General features: G+C 56.6%; 23 protein-coding genes. 7 read left to right on the forward strand and 16 right to left on the reverse strand.

What is annotated here, in order from left to right; genetic code table 11:
• Positions 1-41: 41 nt before the first annotated feature.
• Positions 42-1,022, reverse strand: coding sequence for a nickel/cobalt transporter (locus tag ACQG0S_RS16145; RefSeq protein WP_048966856.1), 981 nt, complete (start codon positions 1,020-1,022; stop codon positions 42-44).
• Positions 1,013-1,651: a DUF1007 family protein gene (locus ACQG0S_RS16150; RefSeq protein WP_048966855.1), complete on the reverse strand. Its 639-nt coding sequence runs from the start codon at positions 1,649-1,651 to the stop codon at positions 1,013-1,015. Before ACQG0S_RS16150 ends, ACQG0S_RS16145 begins: the two co-directional genes overlap by 10 nt.
• A gap of 125 nt (positions 1,652-1,776) precedes the next feature.
• Between ACQG0S_RS16150 and csiE the strand changes: the two genes are divergently transcribed.
• On the forward strand, positions 1,777-3,054 hold the full coding sequence (gene csiE / locus ACQG0S_RS16155) for a stationary phase inducible protein CsiE (protein ID WP_048966854.1): 1,278 nt from the start codon (positions 1,777-1,779) through the stop codon (positions 3,052-3,054).
• On the opposite strand, the gene ACQG0S_RS16160 is transcribed toward csiE, so the two are convergent.
• On the reverse strand, positions 3,055-4,194 hold the full coding sequence (locus ACQG0S_RS16160) for a 3-phenylpropionate MFS transporter (protein WP_003860673.1): 1,140 nt from the start codon (positions 4,192-4,194) through the stop codon (positions 3,055-3,057).
• Positions 4,195-4,366: 172 nt separating this feature from the next.
• On the opposite strand from ACQG0S_RS16160, the gene ACQG0S_RS16165 reads away from it, so the two are divergent.
• Positions 4,367-4,789 carry a DoxX family protein gene (locus ACQG0S_RS16165; RefSeq protein WP_038416512.1) on the forward strand — a complete coding sequence of 141 codons (423 nt, stop codon included), beginning with the start codon at positions 4,367-4,369 and terminating at the stop codon, positions 4,787-4,789.
• Positions 4,790-4,842: 53 nt separating this feature from the next.
• On the opposite strand, the gene glyA is transcribed toward ACQG0S_RS16165, so the two are convergent.
• The gene (gene glyA, locus ACQG0S_RS16170; RefSeq protein ID WP_003860678.1) at positions 4,843-6,096 is read right to left on the reverse strand and encodes a serine hydroxymethyltransferase; all 1,254 of its coding nucleotides are present in this window, start codon (positions 6,094-6,096) and stop codon (positions 4,843-4,845) included.
• A gap of 304 nt (positions 6,097-6,400) precedes the next feature.
• Here glyA and hmpA point away from each other — a divergent pair, with 304 nt between their 5' ends.
• Both hmpA and ACQG0S_RS16180 read left to right on the forward strand, forming a co-directional pair.
• Positions 6,401-7,591 carry an NO-inducible flavohemoprotein gene (gene hmpA, locus ACQG0S_RS16175; RefSeq protein WP_032623756.1) on the forward strand — a complete coding sequence of 397 codons (1,191 nt, stop codon included), beginning with the start codon at positions 6,401-6,403 and terminating at the stop codon, positions 7,589-7,591.
• 144 nt (positions 7,592-7,735) lie between these two features.
• Entirely contained in the window at positions 7,736-8,893 is a 1,158-nt protein-coding gene (locus ACQG0S_RS16180) for a DDE-type integrase/transposase/recombinase (protein WP_023305267.1), read from the forward strand.
• A gap of 76 nt (positions 8,894-8,969) precedes the next feature.
• On the opposite strand, the gene glnB is transcribed toward ACQG0S_RS16180, so the two are convergent.
• The 5 genes from glnB to purL form a co-directional block, all read right to left on the reverse strand.
• Entirely contained in the window at positions 8,970-9,308 is a 339-nt protein-coding gene (gene glnB / locus ACQG0S_RS16185; RefSeq protein WP_003860685.1) for a nitrogen regulatory protein P-II, read from the reverse strand.
• 80 nt (positions 9,309-9,388) lie between these two features.
• A complete protein-coding gene (glrR, locus tag ACQG0S_RS16190; RefSeq protein WP_155025486.1) occupies positions 9,389-10,726 on the reverse strand; it encodes a two-component system response regulator GlrR in 1,338 nt (445 codons plus the stop codon).
• On the reverse strand, positions 10,723-11,475 hold the full coding sequence (gene qseG, locus ACQG0S_RS16195; protein ID WP_155025487.1) for a two-component system QseEF-associated lipoprotein QseG: 753 nt from the start codon (positions 11,473-11,475) through the stop codon (positions 10,723-10,725). Before qseG ends, glrR begins: the two co-directional genes overlap by 4 nt.
• Positions 11,472-12,905 (reverse strand): two component system sensor histidine kinase QseE/GlrK, encoded by a 1,434-nt coding sequence (qseE, locus tag ACQG0S_RS16200; protein WP_170228361.1) that lies wholly within the window; start codon positions 12,903-12,905, stop codon positions 11,472-11,474. The genes qseG and qseE overlap by 4 nt, the downstream gene beginning before the upstream one ends.
• Before the next feature lie 531 nt (positions 12,906-13,436).
• Positions 13,437-17,324 carry a phosphoribosylformylglycinamidine synthase gene (purL, locus tag ACQG0S_RS16205; RefSeq protein WP_169441253.1) on the reverse strand — a complete coding sequence of 1,296 codons (3,888 nt, stop codon included), beginning with the start codon at positions 17,322-17,324 and terminating at the stop codon, positions 13,437-13,439.
• Between the two features lie 267 nt (positions 17,325-17,591).
• On the opposite strand from purL, the gene mltF reads away from it, so the two are divergent.
• Positions 17,592-19,142 carry a membrane-bound lytic murein transglycosylase MltF gene (gene mltF / locus ACQG0S_RS16210; RefSeq protein WP_032623752.1) on the forward strand — a complete coding sequence of 517 codons (1,551 nt, stop codon included), beginning with the start codon at positions 17,592-17,594 and terminating at the stop codon, positions 19,140-19,142.
• Here the strand turns inward: mltF and tadA are convergent.
• Genes tadA through murQ form a run of 4 tightly spaced genes read right to left on the reverse strand, consistent with a single transcriptional unit; the run spans position 19,030 to position 22,503 of the window.
• Entirely contained in the window at positions 19,030-19,569 is a 540-nt protein-coding gene (gene tadA / locus ACQG0S_RS16215) for a tRNA adenosine(34) deaminase TadA (RefSeq protein ID WP_023300729.1), read from the reverse strand. The genes mltF and tadA overlap by 113 nt on opposite strands.
• Before the next feature lie 24 nt (positions 19,570-19,593).
• Positions 19,594-20,229 (reverse strand): phosphatidylglycerophosphatase C, encoded by a 636-nt coding sequence (gene yfhb / locus ACQG0S_RS16220; protein ID WP_023300730.1) that lies wholly within the window; start codon positions 20,227-20,229, stop codon positions 19,594-19,596.
• Positions 20,230-20,232: 3 nt separating this feature from the next.
• On the reverse strand, positions 20,233-21,597 hold the full coding sequence (locus ACQG0S_RS16225) for a PTS transporter subunit EIIC (RefSeq protein WP_023306720.1): 1,365 nt from the start codon (positions 21,595-21,597) through the stop codon (positions 20,233-20,235).
• 9 nt (positions 21,598-21,606) lie between these two features.
• Positions 21,607-22,503, reverse strand: a complete 897-nt coding sequence (gene murQ / locus ACQG0S_RS16230; protein WP_063138228.1) for an N-acetylmuramic acid 6-phosphate etherase — start codon at positions 22,501-22,503, stop codon at positions 21,607-21,609.
• A 118-nt stretch (positions 22,504-22,621) separates the two neighbouring features.
• On the opposite strand from murQ, the gene ACQG0S_RS16235 reads away from it, so the two are divergent.
• Complete coding sequence (locus tag ACQG0S_RS16235; protein WP_023300733.1) at positions 22,622-23,470, forward strand: MurR/RpiR family transcriptional regulator; 849 nt, start codon at positions 22,622-22,624, stop codon at positions 23,468-23,470.
• A gap of 56 nt (positions 23,471-23,526) precedes the next feature.
• The gene (locus tag ACQG0S_RS16240) at positions 23,527-23,787 is read left to right on the forward strand and encodes a YfhL family 4Fe-4S dicluster ferredoxin (protein WP_023300734.1); all 261 of its coding nucleotides are present in this window, start codon (positions 23,527-23,529) and stop codon (positions 23,785-23,787) included.
• On the opposite strand, the gene acpS is transcribed toward ACQG0S_RS16240, so the two are convergent.
• The 3 genes from acpS to recO form a co-directional block, all read right to left on the reverse strand.
• Positions 23,784-24,164, reverse strand: a complete 381-nt coding sequence (gene acpS, locus ACQG0S_RS16245; protein ID WP_015572144.1) for a holo-ACP synthase — start codon at positions 24,162-24,164, stop codon at positions 23,784-23,786. The two genes, ACQG0S_RS16240 and acpS, sit on opposite strands and share 4 nt — an antisense overlap.
• On the reverse strand, positions 24,164-24,895 hold the full coding sequence (pdxJ, locus tag ACQG0S_RS16250) for a pyridoxine 5'-phosphate synthase (RefSeq protein WP_015572143.1): 732 nt from the start codon (positions 24,893-24,895) through the stop codon (positions 24,164-24,166). The genes acpS and pdxJ overlap by 1 nt, the downstream gene beginning before the upstream one ends.
• Before the next feature lie 75 nt (positions 24,896-24,970).
• Positions 24,971-25,678: a DNA repair protein RecO gene (recO, locus tag ACQG0S_RS16255; protein WP_015572142.1), complete on the reverse strand. Its 708-nt coding sequence runs from the start codon at positions 25,676-25,678 to the stop codon at positions 24,971-24,973.
• Positions 25,679-25,691: the final 13 nt, after the last annotated feature.

Raw genomic sequence — 25,691 nt, forward strand, 5'->3', positions numbered from 1 at the left:
TGGCGCTACGCTTACCGGGCCTACAAACCCCTCAGGTATGGCTAAAAAGGCCGCAACCCCCTTCCCACCGGCACCGCACTTATCCACATCGTGACCGCAGCCACCAGCAGAATCACCCCGCCCGCCAGCGCAAGCGTCGTCCAGCCAACCTGTCGCCACAATACCGGCGTTTTATTGCCGCTGAGTTTTACCGCCAGCTGACGGAAGCTGTGCACCAGCAAGGCTAACGAAGAGATAGTCAGAGATGTTCCCGCCGCCATCGCCAGCGCCGAGATCATGCCCCAGCCAAATACACCTATCACTTTGCTGAACAACAGCACCATGATTGCGCCCGAGCATGGACGCATCCCCATTGAGAGAACAATCATCAGGCGCGCACGCCAGTCGTCACCATTCTGTAATTGTTCCTGCGTCGGCAGATGCTGATGCCCGCACCCGCAGTTTTTATGGTGAACGTGATGCGGCGTAAAGATTTTGAATTTTGGTTTTTGCAGCAACGCACGCAATTTTTTCAGCGCCCGCCAGCAGAGAATCAGCCCCAGTAAGCCTACCAGCGCGTAACTTCCCTTCTCCAGCCAGAAGCTGCTCATATGCAGCTGGCGGGCCGGGAGCTGTAGCAGCGAAAGGACGACCACGACCAGCGCAATTGCCACACCGCCCTGAAGTAACGAGGAAGCCAGCGTCAGGCCGATACTCGATTTCAGCTTCGACGGATGGGTGGCAAGCCAGGTCGTGATGACGATTTTGCCGTGCCCCGGCCCCAGGGCATGCAGCACGCCATAGATAAAGCTGAACGCCAGAAGAGAGCCGCCCGCTTTGGACGGATTTTCCGCCACGGCTTTCAGCAGCCCGCTCATCTGCTGATTAACTTCCCGCTGCCAGAGGATACTTTTCATCATCACCTGCGGCCATGCCTGCCACAGCCAGAGCGCGCCGCCAGACGCAAACAGCAAAAAGAGCGCCAGAGGCCAGAGGTGCAGCCAGCGACGCGGCTTACTGACGGGGGAGGAGATCACTGACATTGTAACGTCACCTCCTGCGCAAACTGTTTTCCTAATTCCATGTCTTCTGGAGGCGCATCTTCTTTATCAAGGGAAACGGCAAAGTTCAGCGTCTCTTCACTGGGCGTCGGCGTGTGCACGGCAATTTTGCAGCTTTTTTGCAATATTTCTGGCAACTGTACGTCGCTGTCCTGGGCGTAATGCATATCGACATAGTAGGTTGGGTCAAACGTGGAAAACCTGTACTTCTGCCCGGCCAGCGGCTGAGGGTGCGCCAGCGGAAGGATAAACGTCAGCACCGCCTGATGGCCGTCGCGGGTCATACCGTACTCCGTGGGACGGTTAAGAAATTTCACCTTTTGTCCGTTGTGCCAGAACTCGGTGAAGTAGTGCTGACCCAGCACGTTGGCCATGACTTCCGCCGCCAGCTTTTTCCAGATCTCGTCGCCGGGCTTTGCGTTTCCGGCATCGTACAGCAGGTCGGCGGAGGTGATTTCATCCATCGTCCAGCGCATCTTCAGGCCGCTAAGCTGTGTGCCGTCCGTCACCAGTTCGGTTTTCAGGCTGATAAAGCTGTGAGGATGTGCGCTGGCGGCGGAGGTGATAACCGCCAAAAATAACGCTATCACGCTTTGTTTAACTGTTTGCATCAATTCCTCACGTCAAAAATTCTGTGATGTTCGCCAGCAATCCTGAATGAAAGGCCTGCCGGCGCGCTTTTCAGCGCCCATCCTTTAGCTATTCTTATCAAACATTCACACTGGATACCCGACAGATGATGACGACGCTTGAAATTCCATCTGTGCTTTCCAGTTCGCAGCGCCGTTGCCAGGTGCTTTTGATGCTTTACCTGCCCGATGCTGCCGTCACCGCACAGAGCATAATCGCTGCCAACGGCGTGGACGACGTCCTGGCACGGCAAGATATAGCCGAGACGCGCGATGAAATCCAGCGCTATCATCGGCTTGATATCGTCACGCACCATGACGGTTGTTACCGAATTGAGGGCTCCGCCCTGAATCAGCGTTTGTGCCTGCTGCACTGGCTGCGCAGGGCGCTTCGGCTGTGTCCACATTTTGTCGCCCAACAGTTTACCCCTGCCTTAAAAACCGCGCTCAAACAGCACGGCATTGCCCGCCCGCTTTATGACGATGCGAACCTTCGGGCGCTTATCAACTTTTGCGCGCGCAAGCTTCAGCGCCAGTTTGAGTCCCGCGACGTACAGTTTTTACAGCTTTATCTGCAATATTGTCTGATTCAGCATCATCTGGGCAATACGCCGGAGTTTTCACCCGTTCAGCGCAGCTGGACGCAATCGAGAGGGGAATACTTTACGGCGCAGGAAATTGTCCGTCACTGGAAACGGCGCGTCCCGCAGGGAACGCACTGTGATGAACAGCTGTTCCTGGCGCTGCTGTTTATGATGCTCCGCACACCCGACCCGGTACTGGATAAACACCAGCAGGATCAGCGCCTGCGTCGGGCCATCGTGCGTATGATTGCCCGTTTCCGGGCGCAAACCGGGATGAACTTCAGCGATGAGCAAGGGCTGACCGATCAGCTGTATATTCATCTGGCTCAGGCGCTGGACCGCTCCTTATTTGACATTGGCATCGACAACAATCTGCCGGAAGAGATCCACCGTCTATACCCCCGGCTGCTGCGCACCACTAAAGAGGCGCTGTTTGAGCTCGAAGCCGAATTTGGCCTGCGATTCTCCGGTGAAGAGATGGCTCTGGTGGCGGTGATTTTTGGTGCCTGGCTGATGCAGGAAACCGATCTTCATGAAAAACAGGTGGTCCTGTTAACGGGGGAAGATAAAGCCTGCGAGGAGTTAATTGAGCAGCAGCTTCGCGAGCTAACGCTGCTGCCGCTCAATATTCGTTATCTTAGCCTGGAAGCGTTTAAGAAGGAGGGCGCCCCCCGCGAGGCGGCGCTGGTTATTACGCCTTATCCAACCGCCCTGCCGCTGTTCTCGCCGCCGCTCATTCATGCCGTTGAGACCCTGAACACGCAGCAGCAGGAACATATTCGCGTTATGCTCGAATCCTAGTTACGTGCGAGCAGCGACTTTAGGGCGGATGACAATGGCCGGCAAAGCGACCAGCGCCATCACCCAGAACACACCGTGGCCCAGGTGCTGATAGAGGAAACCGGCAAATACGGTCATCACCGCAATACTGCCGCCCATCGCCACCGCTGAATAGACTGCCTGAAGACGAATAACGTCCCCACCCTCTCGCGCCGCGATATAGCGCATCGCCGCCAGATGGCAGACGGTGAAGGTTCCGCAGTGCAGAATTTGCGCCACAATCAGCCACGGCAGCTCCGTCGTCCAGCCCATGATGCCCCAGCGCGCTACGCCGCAAACGGCGGAAAGCAGCAGCAGGTCACGCGCCCCGAAACGACGGAACAGTTTTTGGCTCAGCGCGAAGATAATGACCTCCGCAACCACGCCGAGCGACCACAGGTAGCCTACCGCAGAAGCCGAGTAGCCCGCCCCCTGCCAGTAGATGGCGCTGAAGCCGTAATAGGCCGCATGCGCCCCCTGAAGCAGACAGACGCAGGCCAGGAAACGCCAGCTTTGCGCCACCAGCGAGCGCCAGGCGGGCCAGCCAGCGCTCTCCTGATGGCGGCTTTCGCCCTGCGGCATCACCGACGGACGCAGCAACATACCGAGCAGCATCGAGGCGATGCCGAGCGTTAACAGGGCCAGAATGGCGCGATAGTCATAGAGGCTGACCAGTTTCCCGACCAGCGCAGAGCCGATCACGAAGGCAATCGATCCCCACAGGCGCACGCGGCCATAGTCCATGGTGATCTGCTTTTGCCAGGTGTTCGCCAGGGCATCCGTCAGCGGCACCAGCGGGGAGAAGAACAGATTAAAGCCAACCATCACCACCATCAGCCAGGCAAACTGGTGGCTGACCCAGAAGCAGGCCGCAAAGACCAGCGTCAGGAGGGCCAGAATTCGCACCGCTTTAATCAACAGAGAGGGATCGCTGACGCGGGGTGCTATCAGCAGGCTACCCAGGAAACGTGCCACCAGCCCCGCGCCCAGCAGGATGCCGATGGTCTCAGGCGTCAGACCAATTCCCTTGAGCCAGACGCTCCAGAAAGGCAAAAAAATACCGTAACTAAAGAAATAGGTGAAATAGCTGAGCGCCAGCCAGCGCGTGGAATGCAAGACCATGAATCCCTCCCGAAATGGAGGCGATAGTCTGGCGTTAATCCCTGACTTTAGCAAGTCGTTAGCGCGCTATAAATTAACTAAAAATTAACATCATCACCAGCCGTACAGCGTATGGCGAGAGCGGTAAAACTGTATTACGTTTATAAGACATCGCCTGAAGAGGTCGTTTGCCATGAACAGCTTACGTTATTTCGATTTCGGATCCTCTCGTTCTCTCCTGCTTTTAATTGCCCGCATTGCTATCGTAGTCCTGTTTATTATTTTCGGTTATCCCAAGCTGACGGGGTTTAGCGGCACCGTTCAGTACATGACGTCGCTCGGCGCCCCCATGCCCATGCTGGCCGCGATTATTGCGGTGGTAATGGAAATCCCCGCCGCGATTCTGATCGTTCTGGGCTTTTTCACCCGCCCCCTCGCGGTGATCTTTGTCTTCTATACGCTGGGAACGGCGGTGATTGGACACCACTACTGGGATATGACGGGCGATGCGGTCCTGCCAAATATGATTAACTTCTATAAAAATGTGAGTATCGCTGGCGCCTTTATTTTGCTGGCGATAACCGGGCCGGGGGCCATCTCCCTCGACCGACGTTAGCCCATAAAAAAAGGCCGCATGAGCGGCCTTTTTCAGTTCTGAAACGCAGAGAATTATGCGTACACCGGGAAGCGTGCGCAGATGTCCAGCACTTTACCTTTAACGCGCTCGATAACCGCGTCGTCATTGATGTTGTCCAGAACGTCACACATCCAGCCCGCCAGCTCTTTCACTTCCGCTTCTTTAAAGCCACGGCGAGTTACGGCCGGAGAACCGATACGGATACCGGAAGTCACGAACGGGCTCTTCGGATCGTTTGGCACGCTGTTTTTGTTCACGGTGATGTTGGCGCGGCCGAGGGCTGCGTCAGCTTCTTTACCGGTCAGGTTCTTATCGACCAAATCCAGCAGGAACAGGTGGTTTTCAGTCCCACCGGACACCACTTTGTAACCGCGGTTCAGGAACACTTCCACCATCGCTTTGGCGTTCTTAGCAACCTGCTGCTGATAAACCTTGAACTCTGGCTCCATCGCTTCTTTCAGCGCGACGGCTTTCGCGGCGATAACGTGCATCAGCGGGCCGCCCTGGGCGCTTGGGAACACGGCGGAGTTCAGCTTTTTGTACAGCTCTTCGTCACCGCCTTTCGCCAGGATCAGGCCACCGCGTGGACCCGCCAGGGTTTTGTGGGTGGTGGTGGTCACAACGTGCGCATGTGGAACCGGGTTCGGGTAAACGCCAGCGGCAATCAGACCGGCAACGTGCGCCATGTCGACGAACAGGTACGCGCCGATGCTGTCAGCGATTTCACGCATTTTTGCCCAGTCAACGATGCCGGAGTAAGCAGAGAAGCCACCGATGATCATCTTCGGCTTGTGCTCTTTGGCCTGCTTCGCCATGTCTTCGTAGTCAATTTTACCGGACTCATCAATACCGTAAGGGATGATGTTGTACAGTTTGCCAGAGAAGTTAACCGGAGAGCCGTGAGTCAGGTGGCCGCCCTGCGCCAGGTTCATACCCAGAACGGTATCGCCCGGCTGCAACAGCGCGGTGTAAACAGCGAAGTTAGCCTGAGAGCCAGAGTGCGGCTGGACGTTCGCGTAGTCAGCGCCAAAAAGTTCTTTCGCACGGTCAATCGCCAACTGCTCAACGATATCAACGTATTCGCAACCGCCGTAGTAGCGCTTGCCCGGGTAACCTTCAGCATATTTGTTGGTCAGCTGAGAACCCTGCGCCTGCATCACGCGCGGGCTGGTGTAGTTTTCGGAGGCGATCAGTTCGATGTGCTCTTCCTGACGTACTTTTTCCTGCTCCATAGCCTGCCACAGTTCGGCATCATAATCGGCAATGTTCATTTCACGCTTTAACATCCGCATCTCCTGACTCAGCTAACAAGTAAATTTTTGGCCTGAAAAGGCAGTCCTGTTGGACGACGGGCAACAGTATAACTGAATAGTTCTGCGATAACAGGTCTTGACAAACGATTTTACGCAAACGTTTACCTCCACGCCACGCAAGGGTTTGAGCAATAAAGCTCTCGCCATTTTCAACGGATTTCTTTTCAGCTTTGTGATGCATATTTTTCACGATGCAAAGAACCATTTACATTGCAGGGGTATTTTTATAAGATGCATATAAAATACATCATTAAAGTAACATCAGAAGGAAGCTGCTATGCTCGACGCCCAAACCATCGCTACCGTGAAGGCCACAATCCCCCTGCTGGTTGAAACGGGTCCTAAACTGACCGCTCATTTCTACGATCGCATGTTCGCGCATAACCCGGAGCTCAAAGAGATTTTCAACATGAGCAACCAGCGTAACGGCGATCAGCGCGAAGCGCTGTTTAACGCTATTGCCGCCTATGCCAGCAACATCGAAAACCTGCCGGCTCTGCTGCCTGCGGTGGAAAAAATCGCCCAGAAGCACACCAGCTTCCAGATCAAACCTGAGCAGTACAACATCGTGGGCAGTCACCTGCTGGCAACCCTGGACGAAATGTTCAGCCCGGGCCAGGAAGTGCTGGATGCCTGGGGTAAGGCATACGGCGTGCTGGCAAACGTGTTCATCAACCGTGAAGCGCAGATCTACAGCGAAAACGCCAGCAAGAATGGCGGCTGGGAAGGCACGCGTGCTTTCCGCATCGTTGAGAAAACCCCGCGCAGCGCACTGATCACCAGCTTTGAGTTTGAGCCGGTGGACGGCCAGCCAGTTGCCGATTACCAGCCGGGGCAGTATCTGGGCGTCTGGCTGAAGCCTGAAGGCTTCCCGCACCAGGAGATTCGCCAGTACTCCCTGACCCGCAAGCCAGACGGCAAAGGCTATCGCATTGCGGTTAAACGTGAGGAAGGCGGTCAGGTATCCAGCTGGCTGCATAACGTCGCCAGCGTGGGTGATATCGTTCATCTGGCCGCGCCAGCGGGTGATTTCTTTATGGCGGTGGAATCGGGTACCCCGGTGACGCTGATTTCCGCAGGTGTTGGTCAAACGCCAATGCTGGCGATGCTGGATACGCTGGCAAAATCGAACCACAGCGCGCAGGTTAACTGGTTCCACGCGGCCGAAAACGGTGATGTGCACGCCTTTGCAGATGAAGTGAAAGCGCTCGGAGCGGGTCTGCCACACTTTACCGCGCATACCTGGTATCGTTTACCCACGGAAGCTGACCGCGCAGCGGCACGTTTTGACAGCGAAGGCCTGATGAATTTAGGGCAGCACGAAGGGGCGTTTAGCGCACCGGGGATGCAGTTCTACGTGTGTGGGCCGGTAGCGTTTATGCAGTATGCCGCGAAGCAGCTGGTAGACCTGGGCGTGAACAAAGACAACATTCATTACGAATGTTTCGGCCCGCATAAAGTGCTGTAATCGCCCGGCGGCGCTGCGCTTGCACGGATCTGCGAAGGGTTCTGTAGGCCGGGTAAGCGCAGGGTATGAACCGGAAACATGGGTAACACTTTAGACCGGATACATGGGTAACAGTTATAACTGGCATAGAAGAGGAGACTCGCTATGCCCTGGACTGAGACCCGACCTATGCAACGCCTTGATTTTATCCGTGCCTGCCATGCAGGTACGGATTCTTTTTCTGCCCTCTGCCGTCTCTTCGGCATCAGTCGAAAAACCGGTTACAAATGGCTTCAGCGTTTTGACCCCTCTGACCTGTCATCTCTCTCTGACCGGTCGCGTGCTCCGCACTCCCACTCCCGGACAGTTCCTGATGATATCGCCGGGCAGCTTACGGCCCTGAGGCAAAAACACCCTGACTGGGGCCCCAAAAAACTGCGGATGTGGCTGCTCAATCATCACGTCGATTTTACCGTCCCCGCTGCCAGTACTATCGGCGATATCCTCAAGCGTGAAGGCCTGGTTCCGGATAAAAAGCGAAAACGCAGAACCCCGGGCAATCGCCAGCCCCTGACCATCATCAGTGAGAACAATCAGGTCTGGAGCGCTGATTTTAAAGGCAAGTTCAGGCTGCTGAGCCGGAAATACTGTCATCCCTTCACCCTCACCGACAATCACAGCCGGTATCTTCTGAGCTGCCGGGGAGCAGACCGGGAGAGCGAGCCCTTCGTCAGGCAGTGCCTGACGGATGCGTTCCTGGAGTACGGTCTGCCGGAAGTCCTGAGAACGGATAATGGTCAGCCTTTCGCAGGAACAGGTATCGCCGGGTTAAGTCGCCTTGCAGTCTGGCTGATAAAGCTGGGCATCAGACCGGAACGCATCAGAAAGGGGCATCCGGAAGAAAACGGCCGTCATGAGCGAATGCATCGTTCGCTGAAAAGTGCAGTAAAACAGGGCAACATATTTATGACGATGGAAGAACAACAGCGGTGGTTCAGTGGCTACCGGGAAGAGTTTAACTACGAAAGGCCACATGAAGCCCTGGCGGGTGCAACGCCCGGAACGGTATGGCAACCCTCAGGCCGGCACTGGGATGGCAGGGTTCCTGAATATGCTTATCCGGAAGGAGGTACGGTCTACAGGGTGAAATCAAGGGGGACACTCTATATGGGGAAAAAGGGGACGGTGTTCCTGAGTGAAGCGCTGACTGATGAGTACATCATGCTGGAAGAACAAGATGATGGCCTGGAGGCCATCATCTTTAATGGAATAACGCTTGCGTACTACGACCGAAAAACCCAGAGTGTGCTCCGGATAGACTGAAAAGTGTTACCTATGTTCCCGGTCTGATCTGTTACCTATGTATCCGGTCATACAGCAGCGCCACCCGGCAAGAATGTTAAATCGCCGCGTCGTCTTCTTCGCCGGTACGGATACGGATCACGCGCGCCACGTCAAAGACGAAGATTTTCCCGTCGCCAATTTTACCGGTCTGCGCCGTGCGGATGATGGTATCCACACAGGTATCGACGATATCATCGCTCACCACGATCTCGATTTTCACTTTCGGCAGAAAGTCCACCATGTACTCTGCGCCACGGTATAGCTCGGTGTGGCCCTTCTGACGACCAAAACCTTTCACTTCAGTTACGGTCATCCCGGTGATGCCTACTTCTGCCAGCGCTTCACGTACATCATCCAGTTTGAAAGGTTTAATAATCGCATCAATTTTTTTCATGGTGGGTCCTTAAACTCTTGCCAGTAAGCAGCCTCGTAATCGGTTGCTCACAGTATCATATTCAGGCGAATTTTGCGGTATTACTCTTTAAAATCGTTCGCTTCCAGCTCGTGGCGTGAGAGCAATTTATAGAACTCGGTACGGTTACGCCCGGCCATGCGCGCCGCGTGGGTCACGTTGCCTTTGGTGATTTGCAGCAGCTTGCGCAGATAGTTCAGCTCGAACTGATTTCGCGCTTCCGCAAACGTCGGTAAGGCCGTGTTTTCCCCCTCGAGCGCCTGCTCCACCAGCGCATCGCTGATCACCGGCGATGACGTCAGCGCCACGCACTGCTCAATCACGTTCACCAGCTGGCGTACGTTACCCGGCCAGCTTGCGGTCATCAGGCGTTTCATCGCATCGGTGGAGAACGCGCGCACAAATGGTTTGTGGCGGTCAGCGGCCTGGCGCAAAAGGTGATTTGCCAGCAGCGGGATATCTTCCGCACGCTCGGACAGCGCCGGGATTTTCAGGTTGACGACATTCAGTCGATAGTAGAGATCTTCGCGGAACTCGTTGCGCGCCATCACCTTGGGTAAATCACGGTGGGTGGCGGAAATAATACGCACGTTGATATCGATATCGCGGTTGCTGCCGAGCGGACGTACTTTCCGCTCCTGCAACACGCGCAGCAATTTGACCTGCAGCGGCGCGGGCATATCGCCAATTTCATCAAGAAACAGCGTGCCGCCCTCAGCCGCCTGGAACAGCCCTTCACGGCTGCTCACCGCGCCGGTAAAGGCGCCGCGGGCATGGCCGAAGAGCTCTGATTCGAGCAGCTGTTCCGGCAACGCGCCACAGTTAATGGCAATAAAAGCATTTTTACTGCGCGGGCTGGCGTTGTGGATCGCCTGGGCGAGGATCTCTTTCCCGGTCCCGCTCTGGCCGTTGATCAGCACGCTAACATCGGATTGCGCCACCATCCGCGCCTGTTCCAGCAGGCGCAGCATCACAGGGCTACGCGTCACGATGGATTCACGCCAGGCGTCGTCGCCGGATGGCGCTGCGTGCTCAAGGGCGCTGTCGATCGCTTTATAGAGGGCGTCTTTATCCACCGGTTTGGTGAGGAAGCTGAATACCCCCTGCTGCGTCGCGGCCACCGCATCAGGAATAGATCCGTGAGCGGTGAGGATAATCACCGGCATCCCGGGCTGCTGCTTCTGGATCTCCGTGAACAGTTGCAGGCCATCCATTTCATCCATGCGCAAATCGCTGATCACCAGATCGATTTTCTCACGGCTGAGCACCTTCAGCCCCTCCTGCCCGCTTTCAGCGGTGACCACGCTGTAGCCTTCGCTGACCAGACGCATCCCCAGCAGCTTTAACAGCCCGGGATCGTCATCCACCAGTAACAGATGGGCAGGTTTACGGCTTGTCATGGCTTCACATCCTCTTGTTTCGGCGTCTCACTGTCTGGCGTCGTGGCAGAGTTGCCTTTCGACCCATCAGGCAGATAGCTGCCTGCCGGCTTACGCGTCGAGAGCTGTCTTTCGATATCGGTCAGATTTTCGAGCTTGCGGGTGGTGGTTTCCAGCTGCTCGCGCAGCGACTCCTGCTGCTGGCGAAGCGCATCAAGCTCGCTGTCGCTTGACTGCTGCAATTTGCTGAAGCGGAAACGCTCTTCAGACAGCTGTAATTGCAGGGTTTGTCCGTCCCGCCAGAGCTGATAGACCGGGCGCACCTGCGGGGGAATATTGATCACGTAAGTATCCAGCCGCGTCACGTTGGCGCGGCGTTCGACAGGCGTGATTCTGGCATCCGCCATCACGATCCCGCGTTTAAATGCGTCCTGCCAGGTATCGTCCACCAGCATCGCCGCCTGGGCACGGGCCTCGGCGGGCGCCAGCCGCTGGGCGCAGTCTATTCCGCGCAGCCAGAACAGCGGATTGGATTCAACATCACGCCCCGACAGGCTCCAGATATCATCGCAACGTGTCGAAAGGAAATCAGCCAGCTGTTTTTGCGGCCATTTATCTTCCTGTTTGTGGCTAATTGCACTTTTCGGTGCATGGGTTACACAGCCTGCCAGCAGTAAGCAGGGCAGGCTGAGGCGCACATTTTTGCTGGAAAACACCGCGCGCAGTGCGCGGTAAAAGACGTGTGACATACTCACCAGGTTGTTATTCATTTCATTGATTTTTCCGGCTCAAGAGGCAGTTCGATACGAAAACAGACATCGGCGCGTTCATCACTCACGATGTTAAGCTCACCCTGCATGCGTCGTATGCAGTCGCGGGCAATACTCAGCCCCAGACCACTTCCTTTTACCGCACCTTTTCGCTGATGACTCCCCTGGAAGAAGGGTTCAAAGATCATCGTTTTTTCATCATCCGGAATCGGGCTTCCGGTATTCGCTACGTCAATAAATACCCGCGAACCGTTGTTATTGCTTCTGATATAAATGGTACCGGATTCAGTACCATAGTGCACCGCATTGGAATAAAGATTATCCAGTACGCTCATTAACAGCATCGGTTCTGCAAGACAGGCTGGCGCGTTGAGTTCCACCTGGGTATGCATCATTTTAGCTCTTGCTGGCAGGCTATGGGCGGAGATCACCATGTCCACCAGCGGTTCAATCTCAACGCTTTCAAGCACCACAGCACCATCCGCCAGCTTGCGGTTATAGTCCAGCAGTTGTTCAATAAGCTTTTGTAAATTGCGGCTGCTGGCATCCAGAATCGCCACGATCTCTTTTTGCTCAGGGGTTAACGGCCCCGCCACTTCGTCGGCCAGCAGTTCCGTACCTTCACGCATGCTGGCCAGCGGCGTTTTGAGTTCGTGTGAGATATGGCGCAGGAACTGGTGGCGCTGCGATTCCAGCCACGCCAGGCGCTCTGAAAGCCAGATGATGCGTTGACCGACCGAGCGCAGCTCGCGCGGGCCTTTAAAAACGACCGTATCCTCGAGAGATTTACCCTCCCCCAGGCGGTTAATCATCCGCTGGATCCCCTTCACGGGGCCGATGATCATGCGGGTAAAGAGCAGCACCAGCCCCAGGCTGACGAGGAACAGCACCAGCGCCTGCCAGCCGAAGAACTGGCCGCGCTCGGCAATCTCCTGCTGGAGCTGCTTACCACGGGAAAAGATAACCGTACGGGTGGACTGAACCATCTCCGTATTGGCGTTCGCGAAGGCTTCAAGTCGGGCGGCGGCGGCGGCATCAGGACCGCTGTTTTTACACTGGAGCTGCGCCAGATCGTTCAGATCCTGACGCAGCGCCTGATAGAGTTTGTCATCTGGCAGCACCCCGGCGTGGGCGTCCAGCATTTCGCTGTAGCGTTTACGCTGGTTCTGATAGACCCTCTCCAGCGTGCGATCGTCCAGCACGCAGTACTGGCGATAGCTACGCTCCATCTCAAGCGCGGCGTTGGTCATCGCCTCGCTACGGCGAGCATCAATAAGCGTGGTGCGGTTAGTCAGGGCCGCCTGAGCACTTAACGCGTTCAGGCTTTGCCAGGCCTGCCAGGCCAGAACCAGCAAAGGTAGCAGGATCAGCAGGAAGGCCATCATAACGAGCTGTCGCAGGGAGCGAGGGAAAGCGGGCCAGCGTTTCAACACATTACTCTCTTCATCCGGGTTTGAGGAGAGCGTAACTGAGTCTGCCCTTCAGATACAACAAAGCCGGGTAAAAACCCGGCTTTGTCATGGAATAAGGCGGTGCCTAACTCGACGTTTCGCCCTGGCCTGATAAAGCATTGCAATAATCAGTAGTTGGACGGCAGGCACCTTTTTGTGCGTCATTCGAAGTTTATGTAGCACGTCCCGAAGGGGCTGACATAAGAAGGTGAATGAGCCACTGGTTACTATTATGCAACACGCGTGCCAGATTGCAAAAATTAACGCTATCCTTATGATTAGTAATATTTTTATTATCAAAACGTATTGATTGTTACGTGAATGATTTCCAGGCTAAGTGTCGCTATTAAGCAACACCTTAACGGGAACCTGTCCTGCCGCATATAAATCAACAGGTTAAATGTCTCCTTTTGGAGACACTCAGACCAGAGAGTTGTCGCGAATTTGCGACAGAGACAAAAAAGCCCGGTGGCGCTCGCGCTTACCGGGCCTACAGTCAGGCGTTGAAACTTAACCTAGTTGTTTACGCGCGTTGCGGAAAATGCGCATCCACGGGCTGTCCTCGCCCCAGTTTTCCGGGTGCCAGGAGTTGCTCACGGTGCGGAAGACACGCTCCGGGTGCGGCATCATGATGGTCACCCGACCGCTTTCGCTGGTGACCGCGGTAATGCCATTTGCCGAACCGTTCGGGTTAGCCGGATAGGTTTCGGTGACCTTGCCAAAGTTATCAACAAAGCGCAGCGCCACCAGTCCTTTGCTTTCAAGCTGAGCCAGGTGCGCCGCATCACGGACTTCAACCTGACCTTCACCGTGCGAAACCGCGATTGGCATCTGCGAACCGACCATCCCCTGCAACAGCAGAGACGGGCTTTGGGTTACTTCTACCAGGCTGAAGCGCGCTTCAAAGCGGTCAGACTGGTTACGCACAAAGCGCGGCCAGGCTTCGCTGCCCGGGATCAGCTCGCGCAGGTTAGACATCATCTGGCAGCCGTTACACACGCCCAGCGCCAGCGTCTGCGGACGGTGGAAGAAGGTTTCAAACTCGTCACGTACGCGGCTGTTGAACAGGATGGACTTCGCCCAGCCTTCGCCCGCGCCCAGCACGTCACCGTAGGAGAACCCCCCGCAGGCTACCAGTGCCTGGAAATCATCCAGCCCGGTACGCCCTGCCAGCAGGTCGCTCATGTGGACGTCGATGGCGTCAAAGCCCGCCCGGTGGAAGGCCGCTGCCATCTCAACGTGGGAGTTAACGCCCTGTTCGCGCAGCACGGCCACTTTCGGACGCGCACCGGTCGCAATGTACGGCGCGGCAATGTCTTCGTTGATGTCGAAGGTGAGCTTCACGTTCAGGCCAGGATCGTTGTCGTTCGCCTTCGCGTTATGCTCCTGATCGGCACATTCCGGGTTGTCACGCAGGCGCTGCATCTGCCAGGTGGTTTCCGCCCACCACATACGCAACGTGGTGCGGCTTTCGCTGAACACCGGGTGGCCGTCGGCTTCAATCACGAAACGGTCGCCCTGCACCGCTTTACCGAGATAGTGCACGCAGTCTGCCAGACCGTGCTGCGCCAGAATCGCTTCCACCGCGTCGCGATCTGCGGCGCGTACCTGAATGACCGCGCCAAGCTCTTCGTTAAACAGCGCCGCCAGGCGGTCTTCGCCAAGCGTTGCAATGTTTGCTTCAACGCCGCAGTGGCCGGTGAAGGCCATCTCTGCCAGCGTTACCAGCAGGCCGCCATCGGAACGATCATGGTAGGCAAGCAGCTTACGCTGCGCCACCAGCGCCTGAATTGCGTCGTAGAAGCCTTTCAACTGTGCGACGTCCCGCACGTCGGCTGGCTTTTCGCCGAGCTGGCGGTAAACCTGTGCCAGCGCGGTGGCACCCAGCGCGTTATGGCCTTTGCCGAGGTCAATCAGCAGCAGGGCGTTATCTTCAGTGGAAAGCTGCGGCGTAACGGTATGACGCACGTCTTCCACGCGCGCAAACGCGGTGATCACCAGCGACAGAGGCGAAGTCATCTCGCGCTGCTCGCTGCCTTCCTGCCAGCGGGTTTTCATCGACATGGAGTCTTTACCCACCGGAATGGTCAGGCCGAGCGCAGGACACAGCTCTTCACCCACCGCTTTTACCGCTTCGTACAGGCCCGCGTCTTCGCCAGGGTGACCGGCAGCGGCCATCCAGTTCGCGGAAAGTTTGATGCGTTTGATGTCGCCAATCTGCGTCGCGGCGATATTGGTCAGCGCTTCACCGACCGCCAGACGGGCAGAAGCGGCGAAGTCCAGCAGAGCCACCGGGGTGCGTTCACCCAGCGCCATCGCTTCGCCGTAGTAGCTGTCGAGGCTCGCGGTGGTCACGGCGCAGTTAGCGACCGGGATCTGCCACGGGCCGACCATCTGATCGCGTGACACCATACCGGTCACGGTACGGTCGCCGATGGTGACCAGGAAGGTTTTCTCCGCCACCGCAGGCAGGTGCAGCACGCGGTTAACCGCTTCCGCCACAATAATGCCCTGACGATCCAGCGCTTTACCCGCCGCTTTGCGGGTTGTAACGTCGCGGGTCATCTTCGGCGTTTTGCCGAGAAGCACGTCGAGCGGCAGATCGATCGGCTGGTTGTCGAAATGGGTATCACTGAGAGTCAGGTGCTGCTCTTCGGTCGCTTCACCGATGACGGCATACGGCGCGCGCTCGCGGCGGCACAGCTCGTCAAACAGCGGCAGCTGATCGGCAGCAACCGCCAGCACGTAGCGCTCCTGGGATTCGTTACACCAGATTTCCAGCGGGCTCATGCCTGGCTCATCGCTCAGGATATCGCGCAGGTTGAAGCGCCCGCCGCGACCGCCGTCGCTCACCAGTTCCGGCATGGCGTTAGAGAGTCCACCCGCGCCCACGTCGTGGATAAACAGAATCGGGTTGGCATCGCCGAGCTGCCAGCAGCGGTCGATCACTTCCTGACAGCGGCGCTCCATTTCCGGGTTGTCGCGCTGCACGGACGCGAAGTCGAGATCCGCATCAGACTGGCCGGAAGCCATAGACGAGGCTGCACCACCGCCCAGACCAATGTTCATGGCCGGGCCGCCGAGCACGATCAGCTTCGCGCCCACGACGATCTCACCTTTTTGCACGTGATCGGCGCGAATGTTGCCGATCCCGCCCGCCAGCATAATTGGTTTGTGGTAGCCGCGCAGCTCTTCGCCGTTATGGCTGTCCACTTTCTCTTCGTAGGTACGGAAGTAACCGTTCAGCGCCGGACGACCAAATTCATTGTTGAACGCCGCGCCGCCCAGCGGGCCTTCGGTCATGATATCCAGCGCGGTCACAATGCGCTCTGGCTTGCCGAAATCTTCTTCCCACGGCTGTTCAAAGCCCGGGATACGCAGGTTGGAAACGGAGAAACCGACCAGACCCGCTTTTGGTTTCGCGCCGCGACCGGTCGCACCTTCGTCACGGATTTCACCGCCGGAGCCGGTCGCCGCACCCGGCCACGGAGAGATGGCCGTCGGGTGGTTGTGGGTTTCCACTTTCATCAGGATATGCGCAGGCTCCTGGTGGAAGTCATAGCGCCCTGCTTCGCGGTCGGCGAAGAAGCGGCCCACCTCGGAACCTTCCATCACTGCGGCGTTGTCTTTATAGGCAGACAGCACGTGGTCAGGGGTTTGCTCCATGGTGTTTTTGATCATTTTGAACAGCGACTTCGGCTGCTGTTCGCCGTCGATAATCCAGTCGGCGTTGAAAATTTTGTGGCGGCAGTGCTCGGAGTTGGCCTGCGCGAACATATACAGTTCGATGTCGTTCGGGTTGCGATTCAGCTTAACGAATGCATCCTGAAGGTAGTCGATTTCATCTTCTGCGAGCGCCAGACCAAGACGCAGGTTTGCGTCGATCAGCGCCTGACGCCCCTGCCCCAGCAGATCCACGCTCTGTACCGGCGCAGGCTGATGGTGGGAGAACAGTTTCTGCGCATCATCCAGAGAGTCAAACACGCTCTCCATCATGCGGTCGTGCAGCTCCGCTGTGACGGCCTGCCACTGCGCGTCGCTCAGGGTAGAGGCTTCCACGTAGTACGCCACACCGCGCTCCAGACGGTTAATCTGGTTCAGGCCGCAGTTGTGAGCGATGTCTGTTGCTTTGGAAGACCAGGGGGAGATGGTGCCAGGGCGTGGCGTGGCGAGGATTAATTTGCCGGTCGGCGTATGGCTGCTCAGGCTTGGGCCATATTTAAGCAGACGTTCCAGCTGTACGCGCTCCTCTGCATTCAGGGGGGCATTCAGGTCAGCAAAATGGACATACTCAGCGTAAATATTGCTTACCGGAAGGTCGGCCGCCTGAAAACGTGCCAGCAGTTTGTTAATACGGAAGGCAGACAGTGCAGGCGAACCACGCAGAATTTCCATCATAAGTCTCTCGTCTTCGAAGCGCCGGGGCGCTTACAGTGTGCGCAAGGGGGGAAAACGGGCGTCATTATAGAGAATCCTGAGCGCTGACGAAACCGTTTGCGTCGAAATAAAATCATCCTTTTTGTTTAACAATAGATGTGACCTGTCTCTCTAATTGGTTGCCAACTGGCGCTACTTTGCGCAAAATGCCGCTCAATCAATGGCAAACTCTACTCTTAACATGACTACAGCACACTGAGGCAACCGGCGTCGCAGAGAATTAACTAATTGAAAAAATTAAAGATTAATTATCTGCTCATCGGCATTGTTACGTTGCTGCTGGCAGTGGCCCTCTGGCCGTCTATCCCCTGGTTCGGCAAAGCCGAAAACCGTATCGCCGCCATTCAGGAGCGGGGGGAGTTGCGCGTCAGTACCCTCTCCTCTCCGCTTATATACGACGATATCAACGGTAAAACCATTGGTCTTGATTACGAACTGGCACAGCTGTTTGCGGACTATCTGGGCGTGAAGCTGAAAGTCACCGTGCGGCAGAACATCAACCAGCTGTTTGATGATTTAGACCATGACCGTGCCGATATTCTCGCCGCAGGTCTGGTGTACAACAGCGAACGCAGCAAAAACTATCAGCCGGGCCCGACCTACTACTCCGTGTCGCAGCAGGTGGTTTATCGTGTGGGTAGCCTGCGCCCGCGCTCACTGGCCGACATCACCGACCAGCAATTGACCATTGCGCCAGGCCATGTGGTGATTGACGATCTGCGGGCGTTGAAAGAGAAAAAATACCCTAACCTCAGCTGGACGGTCGATCCTAAACTCGGCACGACCGAATTGCTGGAGCAGGTAAAAGATAAAAAGCTGGCCTATACCATTGCTGATTCGGTGGCGATCAGTCTTTTCCAGCGCGTTCATCCTGAAATCGCCGTGGCGCTGGATGTGACCGACGAACAGCCGGTGACCTGGTTTACCCAGCTGGACGACGATCAAACCGTCTCTGCGGCTATGCTCGATTTCTTTAATTCCATCAATGAAGACGGCACCCTGGCGCGTCTGGAAGAGAAATATCTCGGTCACGGTGACGATTTTGATTACGTTGACACCCGCTCCTTCCTGCGCGCGGTAGATAGCGTGCTGCCGGACCTGCAACCGCTGTTCGAGAAGTACGCTCAGGAGATTGACTGGAAGTTACTGGCGGCAATTTCCTACCAGGAATCGCACTGGGATGCTCAGGCCACCTCCCCCACGGGCGTGCGCGGGTTGATGATGCTGACCAAAAATACCGCGCAGAGCCTCGGCATTAGCGATCGAACCGATGCGGAACAGAGCATCAGCGGCGGCGCGCAATATTTACAGGATATGATGGCGAAAGTGCCGGAGACGGTCCCTGAAGGGGAGCGGATCTGGTTTGCGCTGGCCGCCTATAACATGGGTTATGCCCATATGCTCGACGCGCGGACGCTGACGGCAAAAACCAAAGGTAACCCGGACAGCTGGTCAGATGTAAAACAGCGCCTGCCGCTGCTTAGCCAGAAACAGTGGTACCAGAAGCTGACGTACGGCTATGCGCGCGGGCATGAAGCGTATGCCTACGTGGAAAATATTCGTAAGTATCAGATAAGCCTGGTGGGATATCTGCTGGAGAAAGAAAAAGAGGCGGCCGAGGCGCAACAGCTGGCTGAAAGCTATCCGGTGGTCGCACCGGACGAGCTTAATCACCCTGCGGTTTCAATTCTGCCTTTTGTTGCTTTTTCTGCAGCCGACGCATTCGAAAAAAGTCACTTAACAGACCCGAACATTCTGGTGCAAGTACCCCGCCGATAGTTTTCACCTGGTGGTTCATCCCCGGATGCCCAAGCACGTCCATCAGTGAACCAGCAGCGCCCGTTTTTTCATCCCGCGCGCCAAACACCAGCGTACCGATTCGGCTATGCACCATCGCCCCGGAGCACATCACGCACGGTTCAAGGGTGACGTACAGGGTGGTATCAAGCAGACGATAGTTTTGCAGCACCAGCCCGCCCTGACGCAGCGCCATAATTTCAGCATGCGCGGTAGGATCGTGACGGCCAATCGGACGGTTCCACCCTTCACCAATTACCTGATTGTTATGGACCAGCACCGCGCCCACGGGAACTTCGCCCTCTTCCCAGGCGCGCTGAGCCAGCGCCAGCGCGTGGCGCATCCAGTATTCATGATTGTGTTCAGGGTTGGACAAGGGCTGATACTCCAGTCGAAAAGCGGGCGGCATTATACACAGCCGGTACAGATAAGACTATTCGAGTTGCTGAAGTTCGCCCAGAGGCGTGACGCGCCAGCGGTGCTGGCAAAAATAGAGCAGCGGGTTGTCCTGCTTGCTGTCGCTGTAGCCGCTGTACAGACGCAGCGGCGTACCGATGCGTTTCTCCAGCTGCACCACTTTTTCATGTCCGAGGCAACGCAGGGTGAGCACCCAGCCGCCGTAGCCGCGCGCGATCTGCGTGGCGATAAGGTTTACGCGCGGCAGCCAGGGCGTATCAAAATAGACCTGCTCCACCAGCGTCTGCGGGGAGCCGGTAATCAGCCAGATATCGGCATCGTTGGCGTCGAGATAGCTGGTCAGGCGCGCCTGGACCACGGGAAACGCGGCGACGTGCCCGCGAAACCAGTGGGCAAAATCCTGTTCAAGCTGCTTAAGACGCGCTTCGCTATGACCAAACGTGCATCCCCAGAGCAGCAGGCTCATCGGCCAGCGCGCTGAACGGCCTTTCACCAGTAGCGCGATGCCAATAACGGGTAACAGGGGCAATACCAGCAACGCGTTAAGGGGCTGGCGCCGCAGCAGATAGCGCATAAAGGTGCCGAACATATCCTGCTGATGCAGCGTTCCATCCAGATCAAAAAAGACAACGCGACGCTCGTGATTTGCCAAACCTTACTCCTCTGGGTCGTTGAATCCTAATAGCCAGGTAAACAGGAACCCGGCGATCACCGCTACCAGATAGCCTAACAGATAGAGCATCACTTTTCCGGTCACGATGGTTAATGCCAGCGGTAAACCGGAAATCCCGAAGGTGATAACGGTCGCCACTTTCCAGTAGCTAATCAACGCCCCGCCCACCGCGCCACCGAGACAGGCGGCCAGGAACGGCTTGCCCAGCGGCAGCGTAACGCCGAAAATCAGCGGCTCGCCGATACCGAGCAACCCGACCGGCAACGCCCCTTTAATGACCTTTTTCAGACGTGCGTTGCGGGTTTTCATCAGCACCGCGATGGCCGCGCCGACCTGCCCAACGCCCGCCATCGACAGGATCGGCAGCAGGGCGTTATAGCCGTGCGCCTGTACCAGTTCGACGTGAATCGGCACTAGCCCCTGATGCAGACCGGTCAGCACTAACGGCAGGAAGGTTCCGGACAGCACAGCCCCCACCAATAACCCACCGCGATCGATAGCCAGAGACGCGCCGTGGGCGATGGCTTCAGAGATGGCGCCGCCTAACGGTTGCAGCGCCACAATCGCCACGCTCCCGGTAATCAATGTGGTCAGCAGCGGGTTGAGGATCAGCTCAATCGAGCCTGGCAGCACCGCGCGCAGCTTTTTCTCGATCCAGCACATCAGAATGACCACCAGCAGCACGGCAATCACCCCGCCGCGGCCAGGCTGAAGCGCCTCGCCAAACAGCGTAATCTGCGCCAGCTGCGGGCTGGAGAGGATACCCGCCATAACGCCGCCCATCGCCAGCGAGCCGCCAAACACTTTGGCCGTGTTCACCCCCACCAGAATGTTCATGATGGCAAACACCGCGCTGCCGAAAATCGCCAGAATACCCAGCAGGTTCGGATACTGCGTGGCAAAATCCCCGACAATATCCGGACGCTTAAGAATATTGATAATCCCGGTGATCAGCCCCGACGCGATAAACGCCGGGATCAGCGGAATAAAGACGTTAGCCAGTTGGCGCAGCGCATCGCTCATAGGGGCTTTGTATTTGGCTTTCGCCTGCGCTTTGGTGCGTTCCGCATCGTCAAAGGCGGGAGCCGTTTCACCGCCCGTCATCAGGGCGCGCATGGCATCTACCACCTGCGCCGCTTTGCCCGGACCGACAATCAACTGGTGCTGTTGCCCCTGCTTAACGTACCCGCTCACGCCGGGAAGCTGCTTAAGGCGCGTCAAATCAAGCTGTTCGTCGTTATGCACCTCGACGCGAACACGCGTCATACAGTTCTCAAGACGCTGAATATTTTTTTCCCCACCGATCCCGAGCAGGATGTCGCTGGCGAGCGCTGCTGTTTTGTCCATACACGCCTCTTATTGGTGTTCTAATGCCGCCCGTAAAAACCCGTGATGGGCTTCGAGTCTGGCTCTGGCCGCGGCTGCATCCAGCCCGGTTAATATCATCAGAATGGCGGGTTTTACATCGTGATCGGTCTGCTGAAGCACCTTTTCCGCCTCTTCACGACTGGCGCCTGTCGCTTCCATCACCATGCGACACGCTCTGTCCACCAGCTTGATGTTAGTGGCCTGCATATCCACCATCAGGTTTTGGTAGACCTTGCCAAATTTCACCATCGCGCCGGTGGAGATCATATTGAGTACCAGCTTCTGCGCGGTACCCGACTTCAGCCGTGTGGAGCCGGTGAGCGCTTCCGGCCCGACGACCGGAGAGATGGCAATGGCGGCCACCTGCGCAATCGGCGAGCCCGGGTTACAGGAGATGGCCACTGTGGTGCACCCGGTCTGTCTGGCATATTCCAGTCCACCAATGACGTACGGCGTACGACCAGAAGCCGCCAGGCCGACCACCAGATCCTGCGCGGTCAGGTTCAGCGCCCTGAGATCATCTTCCCCAAGCTGTTTATTGTCTTCTGCCCCTTCTACCGCTTTCAGCAGCGCGCCGGGGCCACCGGCAATCAGGCCAACGACCAGCCCGTTCGGAACGCCAAAAGTCGGCGGACATTCTGAGGCATCCAGCACACCGAGGCGCCCGCTGGTTCCCGCTCCCATATAAATAATGCGTCCTCCTGCTTTCAGAGCGCCGGCAGCGGCGTCTACGGCTTTTGCTACCTCAGGCAATGTCTCTTTGACTGCCAGCGCGACGAGGGTATCCTGTTGATTAAAGCGGTTTACCAGCTCCAGCGTGGACAGTGCATCAAGATCCATGGTTTGCGGGTTACGCGTTTCAGAAACAAGAGAGCCAAGATTCATGTTATTTACCTCTGGAATTTTTAATTCATAATAAACGCACTATAATGGAATATAAAATTCATTCAGGCGAGTAAAATTCGTATTTGCGCGGGTAATCACATTTTCGCCAGGAGACCGTATGAACTGTTTAATTCGTATTCGTCAGCGCTACGCAGGGTTTGCCCAGAGTGATAAAAAGCTGGCGGATTTTTTACTTTCTCAGCCCGATCGCGCGCGACACCTCAGCTCCCAGCAGCTGGCAGGCGAAGCCGGGGTAAGCCAGTCGAGCGTGGTGAAATTCGCCCAGAAAATAGGCTATAAGGGCTTTCCGGCGCTAAAGCTGGCGATCAGTGAAGCACTGGTGAGCAACCCGAATCCGCAGTCAATGCCGGTGCATAACCAGATCCGTGGCGACGATCCGATGCGTCTGGTGGGCGAAAAGCTGATCAAGGAGAACGTGGCGGCAATGCATGCCACGCTGGATGTAAACACGGAAGAGAAGCTGCTGGAAAGCGTAGCCATGCTTCGCGACGCGCGGCGCATTGTGTTGACCGGGATCGGCGCCTCCGGACTGGTTGCGCGTAACTTTGGCTGGAAGCTGACAAAAATCGGCTATAACGCCATCGTTGAACAGGATATGCACGCGCTGCTGGCGACCGTGCAGGCCATGGATCCTGACGATTTACTGCTGGCCATCTCCTATTCCGGCGAGCGACGTGAAATTAATATGGCCACCGACGAAGCCCTGCGCGTAGGGGGAAAAATTCTGGCGATTACCGGATTTAGCCCGAATGCGCTCCAGCAACGGGCAACCCGCTGCCTGTATACCATTGCCGAGGAACAGGCCACTCGCAGCGCGGCGATTTCGTCGACGAGTGCGCAGATGATGCTGACGGACCTGCTGTTTATGGCGCTGGTTCAGCAGGATCTGGAGCGTGCGCCAGAACGTATTCGGCACAGCGAAGAGCTGGTAAAAAAACTGGTTTGAACAACGAATGAGCGTATAATGCCCGCCCTGTTTGTGATGTTTCTGAGAATTTCCTGATGGCGCTGTTAATCACCAAAAAATGCATCAACTGCGATATGTGCGAACCCGAATGCCCGAACCAGGCGATTTCGATGGGCGACAGCATTTATGAGATTAACAGCGACCGCTGCACCGAATGCATCGGCCACTATGAAACGCCGACCTGCCAGAAGGTGTGCCCAATTCCCAATACGATCTTAAAAGATCCGGCACACGTCGAGAACGAAGAACAGTTGTGGGATAAGTTTGTCCTGATGCACCATGCGGACAAAATTTAACTCTCAATAATCACCGTCGCACAGGCATAGTGGCGTTCATCTGCAAGCGTTACGTGCATGTGCGCCACGCCCAGCTTTTCCGCCAGCTTAAGCGCCTCGCCCCATAAACGCAGACGTGGCTTACCCAGCTCATCGTTAAACACTTCAAACTGGTTAAACGCCAGGCCGTTACGAATGCCCGTGCCGAACGCTTTCGCCGCCGCCTCTTTTACCGCGAAGCGCTTTGCCAGAAAGCGCACCGGCTGTTGATGCGCCTCCCAGATAGCCCATTCGTTATCGCTCAGCACGCGTCTTGCGAGGCGATCGCCGCTGCGGGCGATCACCGCTTCAATGCGGGCTATTTCGACGATGTCGGTGCCTAAGCCCAGAATAGCCATTACTGACGCGCTTCCAGCATCAGGCGCTTCATCTCGGACACCGCCTCTTTCAGGCCGCTCATCACCGCACGACCAATAATGGCGTGGCCAATGTTCAGCTCATGCATTTCCGGCAGGGCAGCAATGGCTTTTACGTTGTGATAAGTCAGGCCGTGACCGGCGTTCACCTTCAGTCCCAGGCTCGCGGCGTAGGTTGCCGCTTTGGCGATTCGCTCCAGCTCTTTCGCCTGCGCTGCGTCGTTTTCGGCATCGGCATAGCAGCCGGTGTGAATTTCAATATACGGCGCGCCCACGTCGGCAGCGGCTTTAATCTGGGTGAAATCGGCGTCGATAAATAAAGATACCAGGATACCGGCATCCGCCAGGCGTTTGCAGGCATCGCGCATTTTGTCGAGCTGCCCGGCCACATCGAGACCGCCTTCGGTGGTCACTTCCTGACGCTTTTCCGGCACCAGGCAGCAGAAATGCGGTTTGGTCTCGCAGGCAATCGCCAGCATCTCTTCTGTCACCGCCATCTCCAGGTTCATGCGGGTATCCAGCGTCTGACGCAGGATGCGCACGTCGCGGTCAGTGATGTGGCGACGATCTTCACGCAAGTGGACGGTAATGCCGTCGGCGCCAGCCTGCTCAGCGATAAATGCCGCCTGAACCGGATCGGGATACGCGGTACCGCGTGCATTACGTAACGTGGCGATGTGATCGATATTGACGCCTAACAGTAATTCAGCCATGACAATCCTCGGTATTTTTGGTCATTTACCTTCTCCCTCTCCCTCCGGGAGAGGGCTGGGGTGAGGGGTAAAACATTAGCGTTTCGGCATAAACTGCCTGAATAATTCGCGGCTCTTTAAAGGTTTGCCCCCAAGATACGGCTTGAGCGCGATTCGGGTAAAGCGTTTTGCCGCACGCAGGGTGTCGGCGTCCGGGAACTCGCGTTCATACAGTGCTCTGAGCTGGCGCCCGGTAAAAGTGCTGTTATCGACGACGACACTGGCAATAAAGCCCTTTTCCTCACGATAGCGATAGGTCATGGTGTCTTCTACCTCGTCCCCGCTCCCCGCACAGTGCAGAAAATCAACGCCGTAACCAAGGTGCCCGAGCAGCGCCAGTTCGAAACGACGCAGCACAGGCTCAGGGGTGCCGGTTGCGCCAGCAAGTGCCTGAATACAGTGCAGGTAATCAAAGAAAAGTTCAGAGAAGCGGGTCTCATGTTCAAGAACCCGTGAAATGAGTTCGTTGACATACAAACCGCTGTAGAGCGTGATACCAGAAAGAGGAAGCGCCAGGGAGACGGCTTCAGCACTGCGCAGGGTTTTGACTTCCCCTCGCCCGCCAAAGCGGACCAGCAGCGGGGTGAAAGGCTGCAAGGCACCTTTCAGATTAGAACGTCTGGAACGTGCGCCTTTGGCAACAAGGCGCACGCGACCGGACTCTTCCGTGAAGACGTCCAGCATCAGGCTGGTTTCGCTCCAGGGACGACTATGCAGGACAAAGGCGCGCTGCCATCCATCCATATGTTCGTCGTCT

This window comes from Enterobacter cloacae complex sp. 418I7 (assembly GCF_050030705.1).
GTDB classification, from domain to species: Bacteria; Pseudomonadota; Gammaproteobacteria; order Enterobacterales; family Enterobacteriaceae; genus Enterobacter; species Enterobacter intestinihominis.

What these genes read in the sequence shown, in the direction of transcription:
- csiE (WP_048966854.1), top strand. Translation starts at nt 1,777, where the DNA reads ATGATGACGACGCTTGAAATTCCATCTGTGCTTTCCAGTTCGCAGCGC.
- ACQG0S_RS16235 (WP_023300733.1), top strand. Translation starts at nt 22,622, where the DNA reads ATGAACTGTTTAATTCGTATTCGTCAGCGCTACGCAGGGTTTGCCCAG.
- pdxJ (WP_015572143.1), bottom strand. Translation starts at nt 24,895, where the DNA reads ATGGCTGAATTACTGTTAGGCGTCAATATCGATCACATCGCCACGTTA.
- glrR (WP_155025486.1), bottom strand. Translation starts at nt 10,726, where the DNA reads ATGACAAGCCGTAAACCTGCCCATCTGTTACTGGTGGATGACGATCCC.
- murQ (WP_063138228.1), bottom strand. Translation starts at nt 22,503, where the DNA reads ATGAATCTTGGCTCTCTTGTTTCTGAAACGCGTAACCCGCAAACCATG.
- ACQG0S_RS16160 (WP_003860673.1), bottom strand. Translation starts at nt 4,194, where the DNA reads ATGGTCTTGCATTCCACGCGCTGGCTGGCGCTCAGCTATTTCACCTAT.
- ACQG0S_RS16225 (WP_023306720.1), bottom strand. Translation starts at nt 21,597, where the DNA reads ATGGACAAAACAGCAGCGCTCGCCAGCGACATCCTGCTCGGGATCGGT.
- purL (WP_169441253.1), bottom strand. Translation starts at nt 17,324, where the DNA reads ATGATGGAAATTCTGCGTGGTTCGCCTGCACTGTCTGCCTTCCGTATT.
- qseG (WP_155025487.1), bottom strand. Translation starts at nt 11,475, where the DNA reads ATGAATAACAACCTGGTGAGTATGTCACACGTCTTTTACCGCGCACTG.
- ACQG0S_RS16165 (WP_038416512.1), top strand. Translation starts at nt 4,367, where the DNA reads ATGAACAGCTTACGTTATTTCGATTTCGGATCCTCTCGTTCTCTCCTG.
- recO (WP_015572142.1), bottom strand. Translation starts at nt 25,678, where the DNA reads ATGGATGGATGGCAGCGCGCCTTTGTCCTGCATAGTCGTCCCTGGAGC.
- ACQG0S_RS16150 (WP_048966855.1), bottom strand. Translation starts at nt 1,651, where the DNA reads ATGCAAACAGTTAAACAAAGCGTGATAGCGTTATTTTTGGCGGTTATC.
- ACQG0S_RS16145 (WP_048966856.1), bottom strand. Translation starts at nt 1,022, where the DNA reads ATGTCAGTGATCTCCTCCCCCGTCAGTAAGCCGCGTCGCTGGCTGCAC.
- glyA (WP_003860678.1), bottom strand. Translation starts at nt 6,096, where the DNA reads ATGTTAAAGCGTGAAATGAACATTGCCGATTATGATGCCGAACTGTGG.
- acpS (WP_015572144.1), bottom strand. Translation starts at nt 24,164, where the DNA reads ATGGCTATTCTGGGCTTAGGCACCGACATCGTCGAAATAGCCCGCATT.
- ACQG0S_RS16240 (WP_023300734.1), top strand. Translation starts at nt 23,527, where the DNA reads ATGGCGCTGTTAATCACCAAAAAATGCATCAACTGCGATATGTGCGAA.
- glnB (WP_003860685.1), bottom strand. Translation starts at nt 9,308, where the DNA reads ATGAAAAAAATTGATGCGATTATTAAACCTTTCAAACTGGATGATGTA.
- tadA (WP_023300729.1), bottom strand. Translation starts at nt 19,569, where the DNA reads ATGCCGCCCGCTTTTCGACTGGAGTATCAGCCCTTGTCCAACCCTGAA.
- hmpA (WP_032623756.1), top strand. Translation starts at nt 6,401, where the DNA reads ATGCTCGACGCCCAAACCATCGCTACCGTGAAGGCCACAATCCCCCTG.
- ACQG0S_RS16180 (WP_023305267.1), top strand. Translation starts at nt 7,736, where the DNA reads ATGCCCTGGACTGAGACCCGACCTATGCAACGCCTTGATTTTATCCGT.